The 23,212-nt window shown below is 42.3% G+C and carries 14 protein-coding genes and 1 pseudogene; 1 reads left to right on the top strand and 14 read right to left on the bottom strand.

What is annotated here, in order from left to right; all coding sequences use genetic code 11:
- Positions 1-22: 22 nt before the first annotated feature.
- A complete protein-coding gene (locus RHS_RS10185; RefSeq protein WP_047833109.1) occupies positions 23-2,260 on the bottom strand; it encodes an ATP-dependent RecD-like DNA helicase in 2,238 nt (745 codons plus the stop codon).
- On the opposite strand from RHS_RS10185, the pseudogene RHS_RS30735 reads away from it, so the two are divergent.
- Positions 2,231-2,494: pseudogene (locus RHS_RS30735) on the top strand (DUF6783 domain-containing protein). The gene RHS_RS10185 and the pseudogene RHS_RS30735 sit on opposite strands and share 30 nt — an antisense overlap.
- A gap of 58 nt (positions 2,495-2,552) precedes the next feature.
- Here the strand turns inward: RHS_RS30735 and RHS_RS10180 are convergent.
- The 13 genes from RHS_RS10180 to RHS_RS10120 all read right to left on the bottom strand — a co-directional run bounded on the left by RHS_RS10180 (position 2,553) and on the right by RHS_RS10120 (position 23,093).
- Positions 2,553-3,542 (bottom strand): rod shape-determining protein, encoded by a 990-nt coding sequence (locus RHS_RS10180; RefSeq protein ID WP_044296560.1) that lies wholly within the window; start codon positions 3,540-3,542, stop codon positions 2,553-2,555.
- Positions 3,543-3,825: 283 nt separating this feature from the next.
- Positions 3,826-6,966, bottom strand: coding sequence for a hypothetical protein (locus tag RHS_RS10175; RefSeq protein ID WP_047833108.1), 3,141 nt, complete (start codon positions 6,964-6,966; stop codon positions 3,826-3,828).
- Positions 6,967-6,970: 4 nt separating this feature from the next.
- Positions 6,971-8,473 (bottom strand): response regulator, encoded by a 1,503-nt coding sequence (locus RHS_RS10170; protein WP_047833107.1) that lies wholly within the window; start codon positions 8,471-8,473, stop codon positions 6,971-6,973.
- A gap of 55 nt (positions 8,474-8,528) precedes the next feature.
- Entirely contained in the window at positions 8,529-10,319 is a 1,791-nt protein-coding gene (locus tag RHS_RS10165) for a histidine kinase (protein ID WP_044296557.1), read from the bottom strand.
- 124 nt (positions 10,320-10,443) lie between these two features.
- Positions 10,444-11,274 carry a carbohydrate ABC transporter permease gene (locus RHS_RS10160; RefSeq protein ID WP_027296751.1) on the bottom strand — a complete coding sequence of 277 codons (831 nt, stop codon included), beginning with the start codon at positions 11,272-11,274 and terminating at the stop codon, positions 10,444-10,446.
- A 2-nt stretch (positions 11,275-11,276) separates the two neighbouring features.
- Positions 11,277-12,134, bottom strand: a complete 858-nt coding sequence (locus tag RHS_RS10155) for a carbohydrate ABC transporter permease (protein WP_027296750.1) — start codon at positions 12,132-12,134, stop codon at positions 11,277-11,279.
- 167 nt (positions 12,135-12,301) lie between these two features.
- Positions 12,302-13,738, bottom strand: coding sequence for an ABC transporter substrate-binding protein (locus tag RHS_RS10150; protein ID WP_027296749.1), 1,437 nt, complete (start codon positions 13,736-13,738; stop codon positions 12,302-12,304).
- Positions 13,739-13,865: 127 nt separating this feature from the next.
- On the bottom strand, positions 13,866-15,653 hold the full coding sequence (locus RHS_RS10145; RefSeq protein WP_047833106.1) for a glycoside hydrolase family 2 protein: 1,788 nt from the start codon (positions 15,651-15,653) through the stop codon (positions 13,866-13,868).
- A 126-nt stretch (positions 15,654-15,779) separates the two neighbouring features.
- Complete coding sequence (locus RHS_RS10140; RefSeq protein WP_027296747.1) at positions 15,780-16,604, bottom strand: carbohydrate ABC transporter permease; 825 nt, start codon at positions 16,602-16,604, stop codon at positions 15,780-15,782.
- Complete coding sequence (locus RHS_RS10135) at positions 16,601-17,497, bottom strand: carbohydrate ABC transporter permease (protein WP_047833105.1); 897 nt, start codon at positions 17,495-17,497, stop codon at positions 16,601-16,603. Before RHS_RS10135 ends, RHS_RS10140 begins: the two co-directional genes overlap by 4 nt.
- A gap of 35 nt (positions 17,498-17,532) precedes the next feature.
- A complete protein-coding gene (locus RHS_RS10130) occupies positions 17,533-18,957 on the bottom strand; it encodes an extracellular solute-binding protein (protein WP_027296745.1) in 1,425 nt (474 codons plus the stop codon).
- Positions 18,958-19,384: 427 nt separating this feature from the next.
- Entirely contained in the window at positions 19,385-20,305 is a 921-nt protein-coding gene (locus RHS_RS10125) for a transcriptional regulator (RefSeq protein WP_027296744.1), read from the bottom strand.
- Positions 20,306-20,447: 142 nt separating this feature from the next.
- Positions 20,448-23,093: a family 78 glycoside hydrolase catalytic domain gene (locus RHS_RS10120; RefSeq protein WP_047833104.1), complete on the bottom strand. Its 2,646-nt coding sequence runs from the start codon at positions 23,091-23,093 to the stop codon at positions 20,448-20,450.
- Between the last annotated feature and the right edge of the window lie 119 nt (positions 23,094-23,212).

The following is a 23,212-nucleotide window of genomic DNA, read 5'->3' as shown; positions in this document are numbered from 1 at the left end:
ATTAAAGAGTTTTTCAGAATCTTTATTGTAATTCTCCCTGCCTAAGATCGTTTAATTCTTTGATCCGCTCCTGAAGTGTCGTATAACGTTTCTGTTCAAATTCATTTTCTACCATCTGATAAAACGTATTTGGGCTTCCTACCAGCGTTACGCATTTTCTCGCTCTGGTTACTGCCGTATAGAGCAGGTTACGGTTCATCAGCATTCTGGGGCCATTTAGCAGCGGGATGACTACAGCGGGATATTCGCTGCCCTGGGCTTTATGGATGGTAATCGCATAGGCAAGCTCCAGTTCATCCAGTTGTTTAAATGAGTACTCTACAAACCTGCATTCATCATATTCTACGGTTAGCAGTTCCGAAAAAGTGTTAATCTCGCGGACAATCCCCATATCACCGTTAAAAACACCATCACCCTTTTCAATGGGAATTCCGTATCTTCCGCGTTTTTCCCACTGAATCTGGTAATTATTTTTAATCTGCATGACCTTGTCCCCTTCCCGGAACAGACCGTCCCCATGTTCCCGCTCATTCTTGCTTTTCTCCGGCGGGTTCAGATACTGCTGCAGTATACCGTTTAAACGATCTACCCCAAGCAGTCCCTTGCGCATGGGTGTCATAACCTGAATGTCAAACATAGAGGCATCTACAAATTTGGGAAGCTTTTTCTGTATCAATGTCAAAACCACGCTTATGATAACATTTGCATCATTGCGCTGCAAAAAGAAAAAGTCCATACTTTTGTTATCCAGTACCACTTTTTCTCCCTGATTAATCTTATGGGCGTTGACTACAATATCGCTTTCACTTGCCTGGCGGAATATTTTCGTAAGGCGCACTACCGGGAAACAACCGGAATCTATCACATCCTTTAGAACGCTTCCAGGTCCCACCGACGGCAGCTGGTTCACGTCACCAACCAGAATCAGCCTGGTTCCCACAGTTATGGCACTTAAAAGAGCATATATCAAATGTATATCTACCATGGACATTTCATCAATGATGATGACGTCTGCCTCCAGGGGATTCTGGGCATTCCGCTCAAACTGTACCCTGCCTGCCATTTCCTCCATCCCTCCGGATAACTCCAGAAGCCGGTGTATGGTCTGAGCCTCGTAACCGGTAGCTTCCGTCATACGTTTCGCAGCTCTTCCTGTGGGAGCCGCCAGGGATATCATTAATCCTTCTGTTTCAAAATAATCAATCAGGGCATTAATCGTCGTTGTCTTACCGGTACCCGGACCTCCGGTGATAATCAGAAGTCCGTTTCTGACTGCTTCTGTGACTGCAGACTTCTGCATTTCGTCCAGCTCTGTTTCATTTTCCTTTTCTATGGTACTGATCCGGGAAAGGATCTTTTCCTCAGAAACAACGCTGGAAATATTCAGATCATGAAGCATTTTTGCCGTATTGAGTTCCAGATAATAATAGGATGCGCTGTATACCAGCACTTTACCTGCTTCTTCCTTTAAAATGACTTTACGGTCGACTGCCATATCCATCAGATGTTTATTCATCAGATCCGGCGCAATGCCAAGGAGTTCTCCTGCCCTCTGAAACAGGATTTCTCTGGGCAGATACACATGTCCTTCCTGGGATGCCTGCAGCAGACTATAAAGAATTCCGCTCTTAATCCGAAAATCAGAATCAGTATGTATACCAACCTTAGACGCAATCTCGTCTGTGATGCGGAATCCCACCCCATCAATATCATCCGCCATTTTATATGGGTTTTCCTGGATGATCTGATAGAGGTTCTGTCCATATTCTTTATAAATCTTCACTCCAAGGGCAGTGGAAATACCGTATTTCTGTAAAAAAATCATCGCTTTACGCATATCCCGTTTTTCTTCAACCTGAGCTGAAATCTCTCTGGCTTTTTTTTCACTGATCCCCTTAATTTCTGCCAGACGTTCCGGTTCTTCTTCAATAATCCGAAATGTATCATCTTTAAAACGGCGCACAATCCTGGCTGCCAGCGCCACGCCGATTCCCTTAATTGCACCGGAGCCCAGATACCGTTCTATCGCCATGGCATCTTCCGGCGCCTTAATCTCATAACTTTCTATCTGGAACTGGCGGCCATAGGTAGCATGCTCTGTATAATGCCCCTGGGCTTCGATTAATTCACCGTCTCCTATATACTGAAGCATGCCAACGCAGGTAACTTCATCCCCTTTGCTGACAACAGACATCACCGTATATCCATTATCGCTGTTCCGAAATACAATATGATCTACATAACCTTCAATTCTTTCCATTCAACTTCTCCTGTGGCTGCTGTCTGCACGCACCCGTGTTATTTTCAGACACGCTCCGGAGCATGTCTGAAATTTGCTTTCCGGCAGCTGTGCGTCACACTTTGTGGGAGATTCGTGTCAAATGAAGGGCGCATAGCGGGCTATGTAACCTGAATTTGGTGCGAATATACCGCAAAGCGGGACGTGCAGATGGCGGGAATGAATTTTCAGACACGCTCTGAGGCTGTCGCTTAAGTTTCACGGCGTCAGATCACTCTGCTTGTCCGGCAAACCTAAACCACAGCCTCATTTTTTAATTTTTCTCTGCAGACATCAACTCTATATATCTTCCGGTACCAACAACTACTGCAGTCATGGGTTCCTCTGCAGTCATGGTGTTAATGCCTGTTTTTTCTTCTATTAATTCTTCCAGTCCATCCAGCAGCGCGCCTCCTCCGGTAAGCACAATTCCTCTGTCTACCACATCAGCCGCCATCTCCGGAGGGGTCTTCTCCAGTACATTTCTGACTGCATCCACAATCTGTGTGGTTGCTTCTTTCAGCGCTTCCCTCACTTCTTCTGAAGTAATCTTCACTGTTTTCGGAAGGCTGGTTACCAGATCCCTTCCTTTCACTTCCATCACCTTTTGCTGAGGACGCTCAATTGCCGTTCCTACATGAATTTTAATATCTTCTGCCGTTCGTTCTCCAATAAGCAGGTTGTGCTTTTTCCTTACGTAGCGGATAATCGCCTCATCAAAATCATCTCCTGCCACTTTGATGGAAGTACTTACCACTATTCCATTCAATGAAATAACTGCAACATCGCAGGTGCCTCCCCCGATATCCACAATCATATTCCCGCAGGGCCTTGATACATCAATGCCCGCACCGATTGCTGCCGCTATAGGCTCATCTATAATCTGCACTTCTCTGGCTCCTGCCAGATATGTAGCATCTTCCACTGCCTTCTTCTCAACTTCCGTAACGCTGCTTGGAACACTGATGCTGATCCTTGGCTTGCGAAATGACAATTTGCCGATTGCCTTTTGTATAAAATATTTTAACATCTGCTCCGTAACAGTATAATCGGATATTACTCCTTTACGAAGCGGACGGATCGCTACTATATTACCCGGAGATCTGCCAAGCAGTACTCTTGCTTCTTCCCCGATTGCTTTAATCTTATTTGTGTCTCTGTCAAAAGCCACCACTGAAGGTTCTTTTAATACGACGCCCTTTCCCCTGACATACACAAGGATACTGGCCGTACCCAAATCGATACCGATATCTGACGACGCCATCTTACTACCCCTTTCCAAAAACTGTTGTGCCTTTTATTATATACAATTATTACAAAAATGAAAAGCATTTTTTAGTAAATTAACATTTTCTTTATAATTAGAACATAGTTTGAACACATTTATGTTTTATACTATGTTTATATTAGCAAACAAGCTAATATATTTCATAACTCACACTTCGCAGCCCCCACACGCTGCGAAGTACTCCCTCAAAATATTTTTAATTTTTTCTCTTTCCTTTAGAAAATCCTCAGCGTGCGTTGCTGAGGATTTTCTTTTTGTGCTATTTAATTATTACGTTTCTTTTTGTTAATACCGGTGCCTTTAAAAGTCCGGTCTCCCGCAGCTGATATTCATATGCCCAGCTGCTTCCTTCTGTTCTCCAGGCATTCGGTCCGATCCAGTCTTCTGTGCGGTTACAATTGTGTATGGTACCAAATGTGTTTACCCGGTTCCCAAATGCCGTCAGATCTATTCTATGGATTCCGGCATCTGCTTTCCCAAGTTCCAGACGATAAGGCGAATAACAGATATATCCTGCTTCTTTTCCGTCTATTGCTGCCTTTAATACCGGGTTGCGGAACATGGTGGCTTCCAGTGCCAGGAACGCTTCTTCCGTATTTACGGTGATATGATAGGTAACATTACCTCCATAGAATGGCAGTCCCTGTCTTGTTATATCCCCAAAATAAAGGGATGTCACCGGGCTTATGACCACTGCACTGCTGCCCTGTGCCCTGACGCCAAAATCTCCCAGAAGATACATTGCTTCCACATTCCTTTTAGAGTTGTAGGGGATTTCTGTAATCAGTACATTTTCACCCTTTCTAAGCTGTGACAGCTCTATCACATCGATTTCCCTGTCCGTATACCATCCGGTTCTTTTTCCGGCCATCTGCTCACCGTTGAAAAAGACAAGGGTGTCTTCCCCATTTTCCAGTGCCAGACTTACCTTCGGTAATTCAATTTCAGAATATATGCTAAAACGAAGACTTAATTTATGTTCATAAGGTTCCTCCTCCTGATTGAGCCACGGCTGCGCAAAGGCTTCCATGCGAAGGGGATATGCTAATTTTTCCCGGAACAGATTATCAATTCTCAGAATTTCTTCTTTTTCCTGCCAATCCTCTTCATCAAACCGGTACTGCGCCATATCCAGAAGGTATACATTTGGCTCACTTAAGGTTACCGGTACTTCTTCCGGAAGCTGAATCTGTTTCTCCCTGCTGCAGTCTTTTAGTGCCTCTTCCTTCCGATTCTCTGCATCACATAAATTCTTGCCGCAGTTTACTGCTTTTAAATGCAGAAGAAGGCTGTCATGTTCAAACATGCTTCTTTCCAGTACCGTATAACCATTTTCCAGCACTGTATCCACCTGGTGAATCTCCCCGGTAAGGGCATCGTAGCGGGTTATCCTATAATTTCCCCGGATGCGTATAGAAAGTTTTTCCTCTGCCGGAATATCACTGTTAGGCATAGGCATCACATGTGCCAGGAACAGCCAGCGTTCTTCTCCTTCATTACGGAGCTGGTAGATGATGTTCCCCGTCCGGTTTCCATCTTCATTTCGGATATCCAGTTCCCGTTCTTCTTCTAATGCCCCAAGCAGGGAATTACGGTTATAGGGAATACAGAGGCATTGCCGTGCCAGTTCTTTAACCTCATTACTTGGTTCTACCTGAACCATCTGCGCAGCCTCTCCCATGAAAATAACCTTTCCTCCCTGTGCCTTAAATTGTTTCAGGATCTCCAGGGTAGAACGTCTGATGGTTACACATCCCGGAACCAGAACCGTCTCGTATTCCATCTCTCCTACCTTAAGCTTCTTACCCTTCACCTGTATCTCATTTGTCAGTTCCGGCAGCAGAGACTCTGCAAGGAAATCAAAATCTACCAGGCCATAGAGCATCCATTCAATCAGATTCTTGAAATTTTCATCCATTTCCCGGCGGATGCCTCCCGTATGTTCTTCCGTTCCCCAATAGAGCCAGTAAGATTCAATGGGATGGATGACACCTACTTTTACGGAAGGTTTTCCTCTGGTAAGGGCTGTATTTAATCTTGCAAAATAATCTTCTACATAATGATACTCTTCATACCATGGGGACTGGTAGCCGATGGCAGCCGGATAATCCCTCTTCGCCTCTCCCGCCATTGATGTCCAGGTAAGATGGGGCACCCGCACGGTTACTCCCAGCGCAGCCTGCCAGTCACCCTGAAGCTTATGTCCCCGGAAATCAAAATCCCAGTTGGTCACCCCGTAAAGTTCGCTGATGACACCGGGTCTTCCGTACTGCCTTGCTGCGCTTTCTGCCTGCTTTGCGGTGGACAATTCTCTTCTGTCACAGAGCATATCAATTCCGGGCAGTGTAAAAGAGCGGTAGGATCGCATTGCTTCTCCCAGTGCCGCTGTCTGGGATTCCAGCGTAGGCTCTTCCATCATATGTCCGGTAAGCAGAATATCATGTGCTTTACACCAGTCGCCAATGGTATCTGCAAATGCATCTGTAAAACGTTCACAAATGTGGTCGTGGTAGTTATACCGGATCTTTGAAAACTTTCCTTCTCCCAGCTCCCAGAACAATTCGGGAAGCCCTGCTAAAAGACTGTGTCCGTATACATCCCTATAGGTATCTTCCAGATCATCCGTAAATGGTATGGTAACCTCTTTTCTTTCCTTTGCAAATGCCAGCCTTGTCTTATGGGAAAACTGGGGTTCATCCGTAAATATTCCCGGGATGGATTTACCGAACTCATCTCCCAGTTTCTCATAATATTTCTCATGTGTCACTTCTACAAACCGCTTCACAGCCGCTTTATCCAGTGTGTTCAGATACGCCTGATTATTAAACCATGGATTATCACCCGATATTTCCAGATATGCATACCAGGGCTGGTAACCGGAACGGATTTCTTCATTCTCTTTAAGCATCTGGTAATCATTTAGAAAACCATTCTCTATTTTTACCTGATAATGTGCCAGGAGTCTGCGGTTGTTGCTGCGTACCGCCTGTCCGCTGGAAGATAGCTGATTGGATTTCTCATTCTTGTCTTCCAGCGGGACGGGACTAAAAACCAGGAACCGGATACGGTACTTTTCTTCTCTGGTCACAAGCCCTCCGCCTGCTCCGGATGGCCAGCGGTCTTCATCGTAAAGCCACGCCAGCATTCCTCTCTTTTTCGCTTCCTCATCTGTATAGCGCACCAGATCCATAAATTCTTCGCCCAGATATTCATTTGCCATCCCTGTCCTGCAATGAATGTGACCGCCTCCCATGCCCATTTTCTGTAACTCTTCTAAGGTATGGTCAACTTTTTCTTTGTCCATTTTGCAATTCCATGCCCAAAATGGCGCCCCCCGGTATTCAGAAGACGGATTCTGAAATGTTTCTTTTGATAATTCCCCTGTTTTTTTATACAGCATCGCTCTACCTCTTTTCTTGTTTTTCTATATTTTCAATAAAGTCAGTGGGACAAACTCCTGTATAGGAGCGAAAAATACGGCTGAAATAAAACTGGTCGCTATATCCCACCTGTAATGCAACATCCTTTACAAACACCTTGCCGCCATTACTCATCAGATCTTTTGCCCGCTCCATACGCAGCATTGTCAGATAGTTGTTAAAAGACAACTCTTCGTATTTTCGGAACAGTTTGCTCAAGTATGTCTGTGATACTCCAAACTCCTTACATACCATGCCCAATGTAACCGGTTCGGCTACATGCTTTTTCAGATATTCTTTAATGCTTTCAAAATAGCCCTGGGTATCCAGTTTTGTCTGGCTCTGGATTTCCTCTTTTTTATCTTTAAAAAGGACTTCATTCACATTTTCAGCCAATTCCTCTACGTTCCCGGAGTAGAAAAAAGCTTCTTCCAGCATAAATTCATAGTCGTTGTTCTCTTCTATCTGCCCACTGTAACGCTGCATCATATAAAATATCTGTCTCACCATCCCCTCTACCCAGATCTGGGGCCGGTTTTCATCCTGCCATAAGTTCAGCAGACGCTTGACTTCTCCTTTCATTTTATCATATTTTTGCTTTTCAGCCAGTATCTCAAATTCCCTCAGATACTCAGGATGGTTTTCAAACTTCTCCCCGGCACATCTTTTATCAAGCTCGTCCATAATCAGAATCTGGGTCTTTCCCAGTACTGTCTTTTTATCAATCATCCGGTACAGACGCTTAACCGTTTCCTCCATTTCCATTACTTCAAAGGGATTACGCATAATCACAGCTGTCATATAAGCCGATACCGGCTGTTCTTTTGCGATCTTTCCCCGTATCATGCTTTCAAAACTGGTCATAAAAATCAATTCAGCAGGACAGATGTACAGAGCTTCCATTTCATCCCTGCCATATACAAACATCATTTCATGAATATCCGAAAATATTTCCCGTCCTGCCCCATTCATAAAACGCCTGGGCAGTCCATTGAGTCTCACCACTGCTCCATAATACTGGTTTTGTGGAAAGTACCGTTTCAAAACCGCCTCATCTATGTCAATGCCCCGGCATATTTTACGCATGACGTCATTACGCTCCAGATAATAACGTTTTCTCAGCTTTTCCTCCAAAAGGTCAAACAGGCTTTTCAGCTCTGAGGGCATAACCGGTTTTAAGATATAATCCGTAACACCTGATTTGATCGCTCCCTGGGCATATTCAAAATCCTGGTATCCGCTTACAATAACGGAAATCATCCAGGGAAATTCTTTTTTAATCCCGGCAACCAGCTCCAGCCCATTCATAATAGGCATACGAATGTCGGAAATTACCACATCCGGCTTATTTTGCCTTACCTTGTCCATTGCTTCTTTTCCATTCTCCGCCCGTTCAATCACCTGGAACTCCGGACACTTTTTTTCTATAATAGTACAAATATGATTCAGTGCAGCCGGTTCATCATCTACAACGATTACTGTGAACATCTCTTTTTCTCCTTACCTTCTCATTACTTCCCATGGCATAGCCTGCAATACAGCCTCAGTTTTTTAACTTTCCACCTATCTTTACTACTGCTCCCGTATCACAATTATTAATTTCAAATACAAGATCTTCATTATATAACAGGTAAAGTCTTGCATAGGTATTAATCAGTCCCATACCTCCGATTTCCATTTCCACGTTGCTGCGTTTATTGCCCAGCCTGTCCCGAATCCTGGCTATTTTATGCTGCAGATCTTTCAGCACCTCCTCTTCTATCCCCTGTCCGTTATCCGATACCTGAATATACCAGAATCCGTCCTCTTTCCAGCCTTTGATATCTATCTCCATAATATGGGAGGTCTGGGTAAATCCGTGGTTGATACTGTTCTCTACAATCTGCTGCAATACAATTTTGGGAATAATCTCTGCTTTGATTTCTTCCTCCACTTCCATATGGTATTGCAGTTTGTGTTCATACCTGGATTTAATCAGATAAAAATACTGTTCCAGATACTGCAGCTCCTGACCGATGGCAGCATAGCGCTCTACCGTACTGGTAGCATACCGGAGCATTGCAGCCAGACTGCCGCAGATCTCACAGATTGTTTCGTCCCCGCTGTTCATTCCCCTGTTTGCAATTACGTTAAGAACATTATACAGAAAATGCGGATTTACCTGTGCCTGAAGAGTATCAAACTGCGCCTGAAGCTGCAAAATTGACAGCCGCTTTTCCTTAACAATCGATTCATCCAGACGGGTTAACACCTTTTGATAGGATTTACTGAGCGCCTCCATCTCATCGTTAGATGTATCTAAATACACCTCCTGATCCAGATTCTCGATCCTGGTATTCTCCATTTGCTCTCTTAATTTTTGAATAGGTTTTGTCAAATGCCCGGATACAATAAACACAAATACCATGGAAATCATAAAAAAGCATCCCGCAATCACAAAGGTTAAGGGTGCTACATATCCGATTTCCCGTTCTAGCTGGTTCATATTTTCTATGACCATGATCTTAACACCGGTTTCTTTAGAATTGCTGATAGCTATCAGTTCTTTGTTATTTGTAACATCATTCCGGTATTCGGCCACTCCAAGCTTATCTTTTTGGGCCAGCTTTCGGTAAAAATCATTCTGGTTTCCTTTTAAAGTGGAATACAGTATCTCTCCGTCTTCGGTCACTGCTGCCACATCCATTCCTGATTTCGGCAGCTCAAACAGCTCTTTTAAGTTATTTACGCCGGGTGGCACTACAGTTCTCTGTACTTCAATATACCCCATAGATTTTCCCTGTATTTCTCTGGCAATTGAATAGACCATTTCCTGACTTTTCAGTCCCCAGTCATCTTTATGTATCCCGATCAGAACTGGTTTTCCACGATGTCCCTCTACTTTAGAGAGCCATAACAGATCCTCCGTTTTTTTATTTTGATTTATTATCCTGTTTTCATAATTGGAACTTCCCACTACATCTCCGTATTGATTGAATACCAGAACACGATAGAAATTCTTGATCATATAGTCCGTATTGATCCCGGACTGAATTGTCGTCTTCGCTTCTTCAATATAACCCGACTGGCTTTCGTTGTTGTGATCTGTACTTGCCAGCATCCGTATGGAAGACAGCATTCCGGTATCTGACAATATGTAGTCTGTAATAGATTTCATGGTTTTTATGGATTCATCAAACTGATTTGCCAGCCTTTCTGAAATAAACTGCGTATCATTGTATTCGTTATTCTTATATTCCCGAATTGTATAACGGTTGTACGCAAGCCCTAGTATAAGCGCTGCCATCAACACAAATACTGCATAAGATAATATCATTCTTGTCCGAAATCTCATATGTCCCTCCTATGTCTTTTCACCATTTTATTACGGGAATATTATAACTGCAGATATGCTAAAATACCAGTACAAGTAAAGAATAAACCTCTTCTCCCTTGTACCGGTTATTTACTTTTCTTTTTCAGCCCTTCACGGCTCCGGCTACCATACCATCTACAATTCTTTTGTTAAAAATAATAAACAGAATTAACATTGGTATTGTAATTATCAGAACATCTGCAAAAAGCAGGTTATAGGAACTTGAATACTTGCCCATGAAGCTGTATAGCGTCAGCTGGACAGTTGCGTTTTTATTTCCGGGAAGAAAATATAACGGATTAGTAAAGTCATTAAATACCGTAACTGCGTTCAGAATTGTAACCGTTGCAGTTACCGGTTTCAGCAGTGGAAAGATCACTGCAGTAAACAGTTTGCTTCTTGTACAGCCATCGATATACCCCGCCTCTTCCAGCTCTGTCGGAATTGAACCCATAAATCCACGGTAAAGCATAATTGTGAACGGTATCTGTAATGCTACTTCTACCATGATCATTCCAAACATGGTTTTATAAATATGTAAACCCTGCATTACCCAGATTGTAGGAAGAATAGCCGGCGGAACCATAAGACCAGACATTACGAGAGCATTTACAACACCAGTGGTTTTATCATTTCTTCTTTGCAGAACATAGCCTGCCATAGCGCATACTATAATCAAAACTACAACAGATCCTGCCGTCAGAATAAAACTGTTCTTAAATGCCGTAATTACAATACCATTACTGGTTGTCAATACCTGCTTAAAGTTATCCCACTGTAATTCTTTCGGCCATGCAATGCTGAGCAGATTGGCTTCTCTTCTCTCTTTCAGGGAATTTACAAACATGAAGATAAATGGAATAATAAAGATAAAAAATGCAACTACAATTCCAATCACATCTCCTGCTGCATAAAGCGCTTTCTTTCTCTTCATATTTAGTCAACCTCCTTACTTAACAAGAATCTCTGTAACGGGAATGCCAGAATCGCAATCATTACAAACATAATAACATTACCCGCCGTTGATAATCCATAAAAACCAGCCGCATACTGTTTGTAAACTATGGATGCTACAACGTCTGTAGCAAAACCGGGACCGCCGCCTGTCATTGCCCAGATCAGGTCGAAGCAGCGCATACCACCGATAAATGCCAGTATAATAACAGAGTTCATTGCCGGACGGCAAAGTGGAATAGTTACACTCTTCAGCTGCTGCCACGCGCTTGCTCCATCGATGGAAGCTGCTTCATAATATGTTTTGTCTATGGACTGCATGCCCGCGATATAGATCACTGTTGCAACACCGACTCCTTTCCAGACATCGACACCAATTACGGAAAAGAGAGCCAGATGGGTATTCCCCAGCCAGTCTACCCCATTTAATCCAATTGCCTGAAGCGCTGTGTTAATGAGTCCTTTGGAAGGATGCATCATGGCACTGAATACAATACCTACCGCAACGGTACTCACCAGATTTGGAAAAAATACGATGGAACGCAGAATATTTTTACTTTTTATCTTGCTTGTGAGAAATACGGCAATAAAAAATGCAATTACTACTTTTAAACTACAAGTTAAAAATGCATAGATTAATGTGTTCTTGATACCGATATTCAAAGACCTCTCTGAAAAAAACATTTTAAAGTTGTCCAGTCCAACAAAGGTGAAATCTTTAAAGTTCCATACTGTCAAGCTGAAAAACAACGACGTAAGCATTGGAATAATGAAAAAAATAGTAAATATGATCAGTGCCGGTGCCATAAACCAGGTTGTATAAATCTTCTTCTTATTCATACATTTTCCCTTTCTCTCTTTTATAATTATTGTCTGCAGTACTTATGTAATTCCAGACTGATAACCATGCATGGGAAACAGTCTTTATTAACAGCACGTCATACATGCTTATCAATTTGGAAAGGGCTGTTGCAATTGTTTTGCTCCAGCCCCTTTCCGAATGTTTATTATTTCCAATCCAGACCTAACTGTACTGCCTGTTTTAAACAATCTTCGTCATATGCTTTCGCTGCCTCTTCTGCTGTTGTCTGACCAGAGCCGCATTCCTGGCAGATTGCCGGACAATTTGACCCTTTTACTGCTGTCTGGAATTCCAAAGCTGTAGATGTCTTTCCTGCATCAAAGTATGCCTGTTCCTGTTTTACCGCATCATATGCGTTGTCCGGAAGTTCGTATCCTTTTACACAGTATGGTCCATCCGGTAATATTGCAGACGTATATGCATCTAATGCTTCGTCAGAGATGTAAAATTCCATGAATCTCTTGATGTCATCTACTTTATCAGAATTTTTATTTCCATACCATGATGTAGGCATCCATACTGTTAATCCGTTATCATTCGCGTCATCGCCAGGTACTGCAAATACACCTACTTTATTAACATCTTCCCCGTACAGTTCATAGATATTGGATAATGCCTGTGTCAGTATGATCCAATGAGCACCTTCTCCATTTACGATCATATCGCAGCCGTCATCATAGGTAGTTGCAAGATAATCTGAATTATAATACTGTGTTGTATCTGCTAATTTCTCAAAACTTCTGAGGGCTGCAGGAGTCGTTGCATATTTTGCTGTTCCAGCCTCAAAATCTTTTGCAAAGTTAGGTTCATTTGCCTGAACATTGTAGTGATCTCCCAGATACAATACCTGTGATGTCCAGCTGTCTGCAAATGTACCGATAAGGGCTGTCTCACCTGCTTCTTTTAATACATCACAATTCTTTTTAAACTCATCCCATGTCTTAGGAATTTCCAGATTATATTTTTCGTATAATTCTTTGTTATAAAGAATAGCGCCTGCCTGTGTGGAAGCTGCCGGGACACCGTATACCCCATTTTCCACGGTAACGGATGCTTTGTATGTATCATCCAGCTTACTTGCCCACTCTTCACCGGAAATGTCAATGAAGTATTCTGCAGGATTGAGTGCTGCCAGAAGAGAACCTGAATTGTATCCGCATAAATCTGCCATATCGCCGGATGCAAGGCGAGTCTTAACAATATTATCACCATCTGCTCCGCCAGCTCTGGTTTCGATCTCTACTGTAATGCCTAATTTCTCTTTTGCCAGATTACAAACTGCCTCAATACCGGCCAAAGTCATATCGGTGTCAATCAGCATGGTCAGGTCTGCTTCTTTATATTCCCATTCCCCATCTGCTTTTGCAGCCGTTGTAGAAGCTTCGGAACCTTCTTCTTTACTCGCTGCCTCTGTCTCTGTGTCTTTTGCTGCATCGCCTGGTGCTTCTGTCTTTGCCTCAGTTGCTGCGTCCGTGGCTTTTGATGCTTCTGTCGTCTTTGTTTCACTTCCTCCGCATCCCATAATACTGCCGGCTGCCATTGCTGCTGCAAGTAAAAGTGCTGTTACCTTTCTGATCTTCATTTTGTTTCCTCCCTTTTCTTTACTTCGTTTTGTTGTTTCCTGATGTATTTAATTTAACATAAGGGTAAAAAAAAGAACATGGAGAATCAAATCTTTCTCCATGCACTTTTCAGCACAAAATGATATCTTATTCTGCTCTCCAGCATCCCCCGGGGCGTTCATTAATCTCTTTAATCACCTCAGGATCTACCTTAAAGCTGCGGTCAATGTTCATAAGTCCATTGATCTCCTGCTGTACATCCGTTACCTGGGTATAACAAAATCCGCAGATATAGGGCGTCTTTTTTATTGCTGTGGTAATCGAATCAAATCGCTTAATAAATTCTGCTTCATCTCCTACCTTATTGCCATATCCCCAGCCTGATTCCCCATTTTGAAAAGCAATTCCGCCGTATTCACTGATGATAACTGGCTGTCCTTTATATGCATATCCGTCCGCCATAGCAGATTTATGATTACTGTGATAGATATCGGTACTGAGGATTTCCTCCTTATAACGGTTATAACGGTCGAAGAAGAGATCTCCATATTCTTCATAATCATGCAGCGTAATAATATCAGAAACCGTATGTTCCCATCCATCATTTACAATTACAGGCCGGAACCGGTCAAATGATTTTGTCAGATGATAAACCGCCTCTGTAAAGTGCTGCTGCTTTCTGTCTGTTTCCACCTTGGATATTCCCCAGGATTCATTAAAAGGTGTCCAGGTAATGATACTTGGATGATTATAATTCTGCCTTACAATATCCATCCATTCCTCAGTAAATTCCTGGACAGCGTCATCAGAAAAACGGTAAGCCGCAGGTACTTCACTCCAAACCAGCATTCCCTTCACATCACACCAGTACAGAAACCGCTCGTCTTCTACTTTTTGATGCTTCCGAAGTCCGTTGTATCCCAGTTTCATAATCTTCTCGATATCTTCTACCAGCGCTTCCTCATTTGGAGGGGTCAGATGGGAATCTTCCCAATATCCCTGATCCAGAATCAGACGCTGATAAAGAGGTCTTCCGTTTAACAGAATATTACCCCTGTCAATTCGAATTTCTCTCATTCCAAAGTAAGACAGAACCTCATCGCATACCTTTCCATCTTCCAATATTCGAATGGAGATGTCATATAAGTCAGGACGTTCCGGTGACCATGTACGAACGCCCCATTCGTCTGCTTCCCGGGAGAATACATTCATTCTGGTTTCCACACGGCTTTCCAAAACGGAAATTACCGTTTTATTCACAATCGTTCCCTGAAATGAAATTTCTACTTCTGCCGCCAGATTCCCTGGATATGAGTCAGCCGTTATCTCCAGTTCCAATTCTACGCAATCCTTTTCCAGCAAAGGCGTAATCTTTACTGATGACAGATTCATAACAGGTACATATTCCAGCCATACAGTTTTCCAGATTCCCGTTGTCTGCACATACCAGCAGCCAAAATTCTCGTCTTTCCAACGCTGTTTCCCTCTGGGCTGCGCCATATCAAAGGAGTCATCCGCTTTTACTATGATTTCATTTTCACCATCTCTTATAAAATTGGAAATATCAAAGGAAAATCTGGAATATCCGCCTCTGTGGGCGCCAGCCAGTTCCCCGTTAACCCACACTTTTGTCAGGAAATCGCTTCCTTCAAAATGAAGCATTAATTTTTCTTTTTCCAGACGATTTTTGTCAGCAGTAAACTTTTTCCGGTACCAGACATGATCATGCCTGTTCTCATCTCCAATCCCGCTCAACTTCGTTTCATAGGTAAATGGAACCTCAATCTTAAGTTCTCCGGGAAACTTAGTATAAAACTTTTCTTTTTCTCCCACGTTTCTGTCATCAAACAGAAAATCCCATGTACCGTTTAAGTTCTCCCACTCCTGACGTACCAGCTGGGGTCTGGGATAATCTTTTTTGTAACTTCTCATCATATATACCTTTTTGTCACAATTTTTATGACACTGCCACATATAGCAGGATGAAAGAATGATATTGTGGCATTTTCCCTTCTCTGATTTTATCTTTCATCCTTTTTCATTTACCTTCATTATATCACATCATCCTTTTACACCGGACATGGTAATCCCCTGTACGATCTGTTTTTCAAATAAAATATACAATAGAATGATAGGAACAGATGCCACCATATTTGCTGTCAGAGGTTTCACATAATCTACGGTGTAAGTACCCGCAAAAGTAGGAATCCCGATTGGAAGTGTAAACTTCTGACTGCTCATGGCACATAACAAAGGCCAAAGATAATTGTTCCAGCTTCCGATAAACGCAAATATGCATACGGTTGATATTACTGCTTTGGATAATGGCAGTAATATCCGGAAGAATATGGTCATTTCTCCGCCTCCATCGATTCTTACTGCCTCCATTAATTCATTGGGCAGTCCACGGAAAAAAGTAACCATTATAATCATATTCATAGACCCTGCCACAGCCGGTAAAACCAGGCCTGCATAAGAATCAATCAGATTCAGGCCATTCGCCGTAATAAAAAGAGGAACAATGGTTGCTTCTGCCGGTACCATAATACCCAGCAGAAAATAAAAATATATTGCCTTACTTCCTTTAAAATTTATTTTAGCGATAGCGTAAGCTGCCATTGCCGATAATAATACCGTCAGACCCGTGGTAATAACTGCAATAAACAAACTGTTCATCAGCCATCTTGCCACCTCACTGTGAAGAATGATTTCCGGATAGTTACTAAGCGTATAGGGCGGAAGAAACCAATCCACAACCGAAGTAATCTGCTTTCCTTCTATTTGAAATGATACTGCAAGTGACCATAATACCGGCGCTGTAAAAATAATTGCAATTACTATGGAAATCGTCGATAATATCACATTTCCAGGTTTTATTTTCTTCATGAATCCCGTTCCCCCTTCCTCTGTATCATTTGTTGTACCAGCGAAAGTACGACCAGAATCAGGAATAGGACATAGGACATTGCCGAGGCATAGCCCATGTTGTTTTTCTTAAAGGCATTTTCATAGATATACTGGATTAAAGGCCTTGTAGAAGATGCCGGGCCACCTCCCGTTATCATATAAATCTGTCCGAATACTTTAAAGCAGGCAATTACCTGCAGCAGCACTACCAGATACGTGGTAGATTTTAACAGTGGCAATACGATGGAAAACAATTGCTGCCGTTTCGTAGCCCCGTCGATTGCTGCTGCTTCAAACACCTGGGGCGAAATATCCTGTAACGCTGACAGATAAAGCATCATACTGAATCCTACTGTCCACCATACCGTCATGGATGTAATCGTCCCCCAAACCAGGTTTCCATCCTGCAGCCACTGGAGTTCCTGGTTTGCCCCCAGAACTCCTATGGCATGAAGAAATCCATTGATAAACCCCCTGTATGGTGCGAACATATATTTTGCAATAAATGCCGCCACCGAAACGGAAAGGACACTTGGCAGATAATAACAGATTCTGAGGCCTTTTTTTATCCTGGTAGGGCGGTTTGCCAGCAGTGCCAGAACCATAGCAGTAATCACCAGAAGCGGTGCAGTGATCAGCACAAATACCGTAGTATTCTGAAGCGCTCCCCAAAAGTTTTTATCTCCTATAAATTTCAGATAATTATCCAGTCCTACAAATTTTAATTTCCCCATCAGTGTCCACTTATGAAGACTGACGTAAACCCCCTGAACCACAGGCCATATGGTAAATACGGTATACAAGATAAAAAACGGTGCTACAAAACCAAGTGCAATGAAAAGCTGTTTTCTTTTATTTCTTGTTTTATGCATTTCTTAACCTCCCGTTTTCCTGGAAATTGAATCTGTTATTCCAGATTCGCTTCCAATTCCCCGTAAAGATTATCGATTGCACCCTGCGCATCGGTCTGTCCCGTCCAGTATGCATTCAGACTGTCTATCATACCTGCTTTCATACCATAGAAATTAGGATTTTTAGTTGGCATTACCGCTTTGTCTAATGCACTCTTATAATCACTTCTATAAGGCAGTTTTAAATAATCATCACTTTCCAGAACCTTGAGGTTTGCCGGTATCTGACCGGATTTTGCCCAGGTCGCACCGCCGTCTGAAGATGCAGCCAGTGCGAATTCCACTGCCGCAAGAGTCTCGTCTTCTGTCCTTTCTTTGCTGAAAGGAATAATCAGTGTATGGGAGTCTGCCCAACAAGCATCATTATCAAACAACTGTGGAAACGTCTGTGCACCAAACTTCAGGTTTTCCGTACTCTCAAGCGCTCCTGTCGCCCATGTTCCCGCAAACAGCAGACCTGCTTTACCGCTTTGGAAAAATGCCTGATGATCATCTATTCCTTCTAATATGTATCCTTTGTCATAAAGACTTTTCACAAATTCTGCTGCCTTTACGGCTATTTCTTTATCCATTGTTACCTGTGTGCCATCATCGCTGACCAGGGCTTTTCCACCCATCTGATAGTAAGAAGCCCACCATAAACGGTATGGATCATCACCGGAATTAGTTAAAGATAATGCACTGCTGCCTTCCGGGATAACTGCTTTTATTTTATCCAGGACAGCATAAAACTCGTCTGTACTTCCAATATCCAGCTGACCGTTTTCATTTAACTCCACACCGGCATCCGTCAGAATATCTTTGTTAAAATACATAATTTCAGCATGTGTATCCAGAGGAACCGCATATACATCTCCGTCAAAAGTTACACTGTCCAGTGAGTTTTGTGAGAACAGACCGGATAAATCCACGCCCAGCTGATCCAGATAGTCATTTAATGCAATTACTGATCCTTCATTTACTAATTCGGGCAGTTTGGACACATGGGATATTCCGATATCCGGTCCTTTCCCGGCAGCAACAGCTGTTTGCAGCTTTGTATAATAATCATCCCACACTAACATGATTGACTGCACGCCCATTTTGGGACTTCCCCCATTATAATCTGAAATAATCTGATCCATAAATGTTCCGTCACCGCCACTGAACAGGGACCAGAAAACCAGCTTTCCATCATCTATTTTCACATTTTCCGGATTGTTCACGGTACCATCCTCGTTTACATCTGTTACAGCACCTGACGCTGTTTCTCCATCAGATGAACTGTCTGATTGTGCACCAGCGCTGTCAGCCTGGGTATTTATTTCTGTTGAATCTTTGCTCCCTTCCTTATTATCTGCCGTTGTACTGTTTCCACATCCAGCCAATGCTGTTCCTAAAACGCAAACCGCTAAAATCACACTCACTATTCTTTTTTTCATAAAGAACCTCCAACATTATTATAGGTTTTTAAGCTGCTCCCTGTTAGTTTTGCCGGCACTAACGAGTTATTTAAACATATTTACTGTTTAAATAGATAAAATAGAGAATCAAAAAATATTATTATAACAATATTTCTGTTTCTATATTTTGTATATTACGTTATTTTACCATTTTTGTCAATATGTATTTTGCATTAATTGTATAATTTCACATTTATTTTGCTCTATTATTTTTTATCACCATAAATCATGTCATAATATGTATATTTTTCTCACATAGTTCTATTTTTGCAGCACAGATTCTTCACGTCCCTCTGTCTGTAATCAGGTAAACAAAAAAAGATCAGCCCTAAAGGCCAATCTTTCTTTGCCGTTTATTTAAAACAGCCATTACCTGTATTTTAATTTCAAATACTGTTTACACTTTTTAATATTCGATATTCATTACGATATCCTGTTCAAAGTCTCCATATCCTCTGCCAAATATATTGAATCCACCCACATATTTTGTATGTTCCTTATTTCCAATCTTTACATCTATATACGGCAGAGACATTAGATTCAATTCCTCTACTTTGATATCTGAAGCCCTGGCTTCGTTGATATATGCCCCATCCTTGCGAACTTCCCATGTCATGAGCAATCCATATTGTGTAGAACCATTGGGCCATATGGAAGGATTCAGCCTTCCCCGCCTCGCCCCAAAATCTCCCGGGCTTGTCCAGGTTCCGCACTCCGTACCATTAATCCAGACTGTTATATCAGATTTCCAGTCCTCTCTGTAGTTTGGCGCTTCGGAACAGATTTCTAAAGAAACGCTGATACGTTTCGGTAATCGTTTTTTAGGCACTGCGTTTGCAAACTTATATTCCACAAAACCTGAGGATGTCCATAAGAGCTGGGCATTTACCCTTTCCGGCAAATAAAAACTGTACTCCGCATCTTCCATTCCAATCACTCCGGATCTGCTGTATAATCCACAGGTTGGCGATACATTGCACGCGCAATAGGCACCTACCGGCATCTCAATGCTTGTGATTTCATCAATATCCGTATTCACTGCTGACAAATCAATCGTAATAAAATCTCTTTTTCGGTTACAGAGCTTTGTAGACCCCCGGGTTCCCGGCTGCGTCTCCATTCTAATCAATCCCGCCTTCTCCAGAATCTTCAAGTGCAGCGCCGCACTTGACGCAGGAATATCCAGTTTCTTTGCAATGTCTCCAATAATTAACCCCTCTTCATACAAGAGTTTTAATATCTCTATCCGAATAGGTGAAGACAGCGCCTTCCCTACATTGCAAAGTTCCTCTTCACTTGTCATATCCAATTCTAATATCTTTGCCAAGTCTGCTCCCCCTCAAATGCTGTAATATTTCATTTAAAATGGCTTTAATTTTTCCCTTTAAACTCCATTATTATACCGCATCCAATCTGTAAATTCAATGAGAAGCTGAGAGCTGCCAGGTGAAACTCAGAAAGGGAGACAATCATTTTCTAAAGCGTATACTATAACATCCTGATCCTGCACTTGCGCTCATAAAACCATTCTCTGCCACAAACTCCAGACCATCCCCGTCCAGGACTTCTTTTGCCTGATCCAGACAAATCTTAGCCTGTGTATTATGAGGAATACGTACTTTCATAGTTACCTCATCGCCGGAAACATTCCATTGGGAGGTTATATCTCCATATACCGAACTGTAATTTGCTTTCACATAATCCAGTCCGCCGCCAATTCTTGGATATATGGTGGTGAATTTATAACCACTTTTTTCTTCGTCTGCTTCGATTCCGGCAACTACACGGTACAGCCATTCACCAATTGCACCATAAGCATAATGGTTAAAGGAGTTCATGTCCGGGCTCCACATGGTTCCATCCGGTTTCATGCCATCCCAGTGTTCCCAGACTGTAGTCGCTCCCATTTTTACCTGATACAGCCAGGATGGGAAATCATCTTTTAACAGCAGTTCAAAAGCTTCTTTTGTATGTCCGTTCTGGCTTAAAGCATGGCAGAAATACGGTGTCCCCACAAATCCGGTAACCAGATGTCCATTTTCTTTATCCAGTAATCTCAATAACCCTTCCACTGTCTTTTCCCGGTATGCTTCCGGAACCAGGTTAAAATACAGGGCTACAATGTGCGCTGTCTGTGTCTGGGCAGTCATATTCCCTTCACTGTCAAAGAAAGTTCTCTGGAATTTATCCACTATTTTTTCATACAGATCACTGTATTGCTTCTCATCTTCGCTGTTCCCAAGTATCCTGGCAATCTTCACAAATAATCCGGTTGAATATGCAAAGTATGCGGTACAGGTCAGGTCATTTGGGGTAGCCCCAAAGTAGCTGCCTTCTTGTGCATCCAATGCCACCCAATCACCAAACTGTAATTTATAATTCCAGATATAGTCTTTTGCATGTTTTTCCATGAAACCGATCCATGCTTTCATACTGGAATACTGATCTTCTAATATCTTTTTATCTCCATAAGTGAGATACATTGTCCATGGGTTAATAACTGCTACATCAGCCCATGCCGCTGCAGAATGACTTCCCTGTTCTAACAGCCAGTCACCATCTGTTTTACCGGAAAGAATGTCTGGTACTACATGGGGAACTCCTCCCTCTGGTGTCTGATCAGCTGCTACGTCTTTCAGCCATTTTGCAAAGAAATGATAAGTGTTCATGAGATAACTTGCAGTACGGCAGAAGATCTGAGCATCTCCGGTCCATCCAAGTCTTTCATTTCTCTGCGGGCAGTCTGTAGGCACATCTACGAAGTTTCCTTTTAACCCCCATAAAATATTATGCTGAAGCTGGTTGATATCCGGATTAGAACATGTAAAGGTACCTGTCTGTTCCATATCAGAATGTACCGCATATGCAGTGAAATCCTCTATTTTAGGTTCACCCGGATAAGCTGCAATCTTCGCAAACTGGAATCCCATAAATGTAAAATTAGGATGGTATTCCGCTTCCTGATCATCTTTGCAAATATATGTAAGAGTCTCTTTTGCCCCTCTTAAGTTATCCAGATAGACATTTCCGGCTGCATCTAATACTTCAAAGCAGTTAAGTTCTACTCTATCTCCGGCTTTTCCTTTTACCTTTACATGAATCCAGCCGGTCATATTCTGACCAAAATCAATCACGGTATCACCCTGTGGTGTTTTAAAAATTCGTTTTGCCGCTACCGGCTCTACCTCTGTTACTTTGCTGAAACTCTGTGCTTCCAGCACTTCTTTATTGAAAGAAACAGTTTCTACATCCCAAAAGCCTTCTGCTGCAAATCCGGCTTCTGCCCAGCCTTCTATTTCCTCTCTGGCATCATAAATCTCTCCATCATAAATCTCGGAAAACAAAACCGGTGCATTACATCCCTTCCAGGAAGAATTGGTCACTATTGTATCTGTGGTTCCATCTTCATATGTAATACATATCTGTCCTAAAAATGCTGTCTGATCACCATAATTATTGCGGTTGCCCACAAATCCCATTTTACCTTTATACCATCCTGCTCCCAGCATTGCTCCTACACCATTTTCTCCTTCTTTCAAAAGCGTGGTGATGTCGTATGTCTGGTAAGTTAAATGCTTCAGATAAGAAGTCCAGCCCGGTGTTAATTCATCTGTTCCAACTTTTTGACCATTAATATAAAATTTATATAATCCCAGGGCAGTAGTGAATGCATAAGCTGCTTTAACTTTTCCTTTCACTCCGAAACTGCTTCTTACATAAGTCCCTTTGGACTCACCTGCATTCTCTTTTGTCTCTGCCGAGATGAATTCTGCTTTCCATTCCTCACTTGTGAGCAGCGCCGTCACAAAATATCCTGTCTCACTCCATTCGCTGGATTCTCCATCTGCATCAGAAGCTTTCACACGTACAAAATATTTTTCAGAAGATTTTATCTGTAACCCATTTGCAAACACGTGAGCGGATTCATCGCTTGTAATCTTCCCGCTGTTAAAAAGCAAACGTTCAAATTCTTCGTCGGCTGCAATCTGCAGCTCATAAGATGCCTGCATAACACTGCGTTTATTACTTTCTAATATCCAGCCAAACTGTGGTACCTCAGTAACTCCCACGGGATTTTCCTGGTAATTCATTTTTAACTTTGCTATTTTCAACATTGTACTACCTCCATTTTTATATTTGTTTCCATGCCCATCCAACATTCAGTTACCATATTTATATTATATAGATTACATGAAAACAGCAGGTTGTACAATAACGGTTCTTTATGCTTCTA

This window comes from Robinsoniella sp. RHS (assembly GCF_001029355.1).
Classification (GTDB): domain Bacteria; phylum Bacillota; class Clostridia; order Lachnospirales; family Lachnospiraceae; genus Robinsoniella; species Robinsoniella peoriensis.
The sequence above is the reverse complement of the archived record's forward strand: the minus strand, read 5'-3'. Positions and strand labels throughout refer to the sequence as shown.

Coding starts and splice junctions, on each gene's coding strand:
- RHS_RS10185 (WP_047833109.1), bottom strand. CDS start 2,260: ATGGAAAGAATTGAAGGTTATGTAGATCATATTGTATTTCGGAACAGC.
- RHS_RS10180 (WP_044296560.1), bottom strand. CDS start 3,542: ATGGCGTCGTCAGATATCGGTATCGATTTGGGTACGGCCAGTATCCTT.
- RHS_RS10175 (WP_047833108.1), bottom strand. CDS start 6,966: ATGCTGTATAAAAAAACAGGGGAATTATCAAAAGAAACATTTCAGAAT.
- RHS_RS10170 (WP_047833107.1), bottom strand. CDS start 8,473: ATGTTCACAGTAATCGTTGTAGATGATGAACCGGCTGCACTGAATCAT.
- RHS_RS10165 (WP_044296557.1), bottom strand. CDS start 10,319: ATGAGATTTCGGACAAGAATGATATTATCTTATGCAGTATTTGTGTTG.
- RHS_RS10160 (WP_027296751.1), bottom strand. CDS start 11,274: ATGAAGAGAAAGAAAGCGCTTTATGCAGCAGGAGATGTGATTGGAATT.
- RHS_RS10155 (WP_027296750.1), bottom strand. CDS start 12,134: ATGAATAAGAAGAAGATTTATACAACCTGGTTTATGGCACCGGCACTG.
- RHS_RS10150 (WP_027296749.1), bottom strand. CDS start 13,738: ATGAAGATCAGAAAGGTAACAGCACTTTTACTTGCAGCAGCAATGGCA.
- RHS_RS10145 (WP_047833106.1), bottom strand. CDS start 15,653: ATGATGAGAAGTTACAAAAAAGATTATCCCAGACCCCAGCTGGTACGT.
- RHS_RS10140 (WP_027296747.1), bottom strand. CDS start 16,604: ATGAAGAAAATAAAACCTGGAAATGTGATATTATCGACGATTTCCATA.
- RHS_RS10135 (WP_047833105.1), bottom strand. CDS start 17,497: ATGCATAAAACAAGAAATAAAAGAAAACAGCTTTTCATTGCACTTGGT.
- RHS_RS10130 (WP_027296745.1), bottom strand. CDS start 18,957: ATGAAAAAAAGAATAGTGAGTGTGATTTTAGCGGTTTGCGTTTTAGGA.
- RHS_RS10120 (WP_047833104.1), bottom strand. CDS start 23,093: ATGTTGAAAATAGCAAAGTTAAAAATGAATTACCAGGAAAATCCCGTG.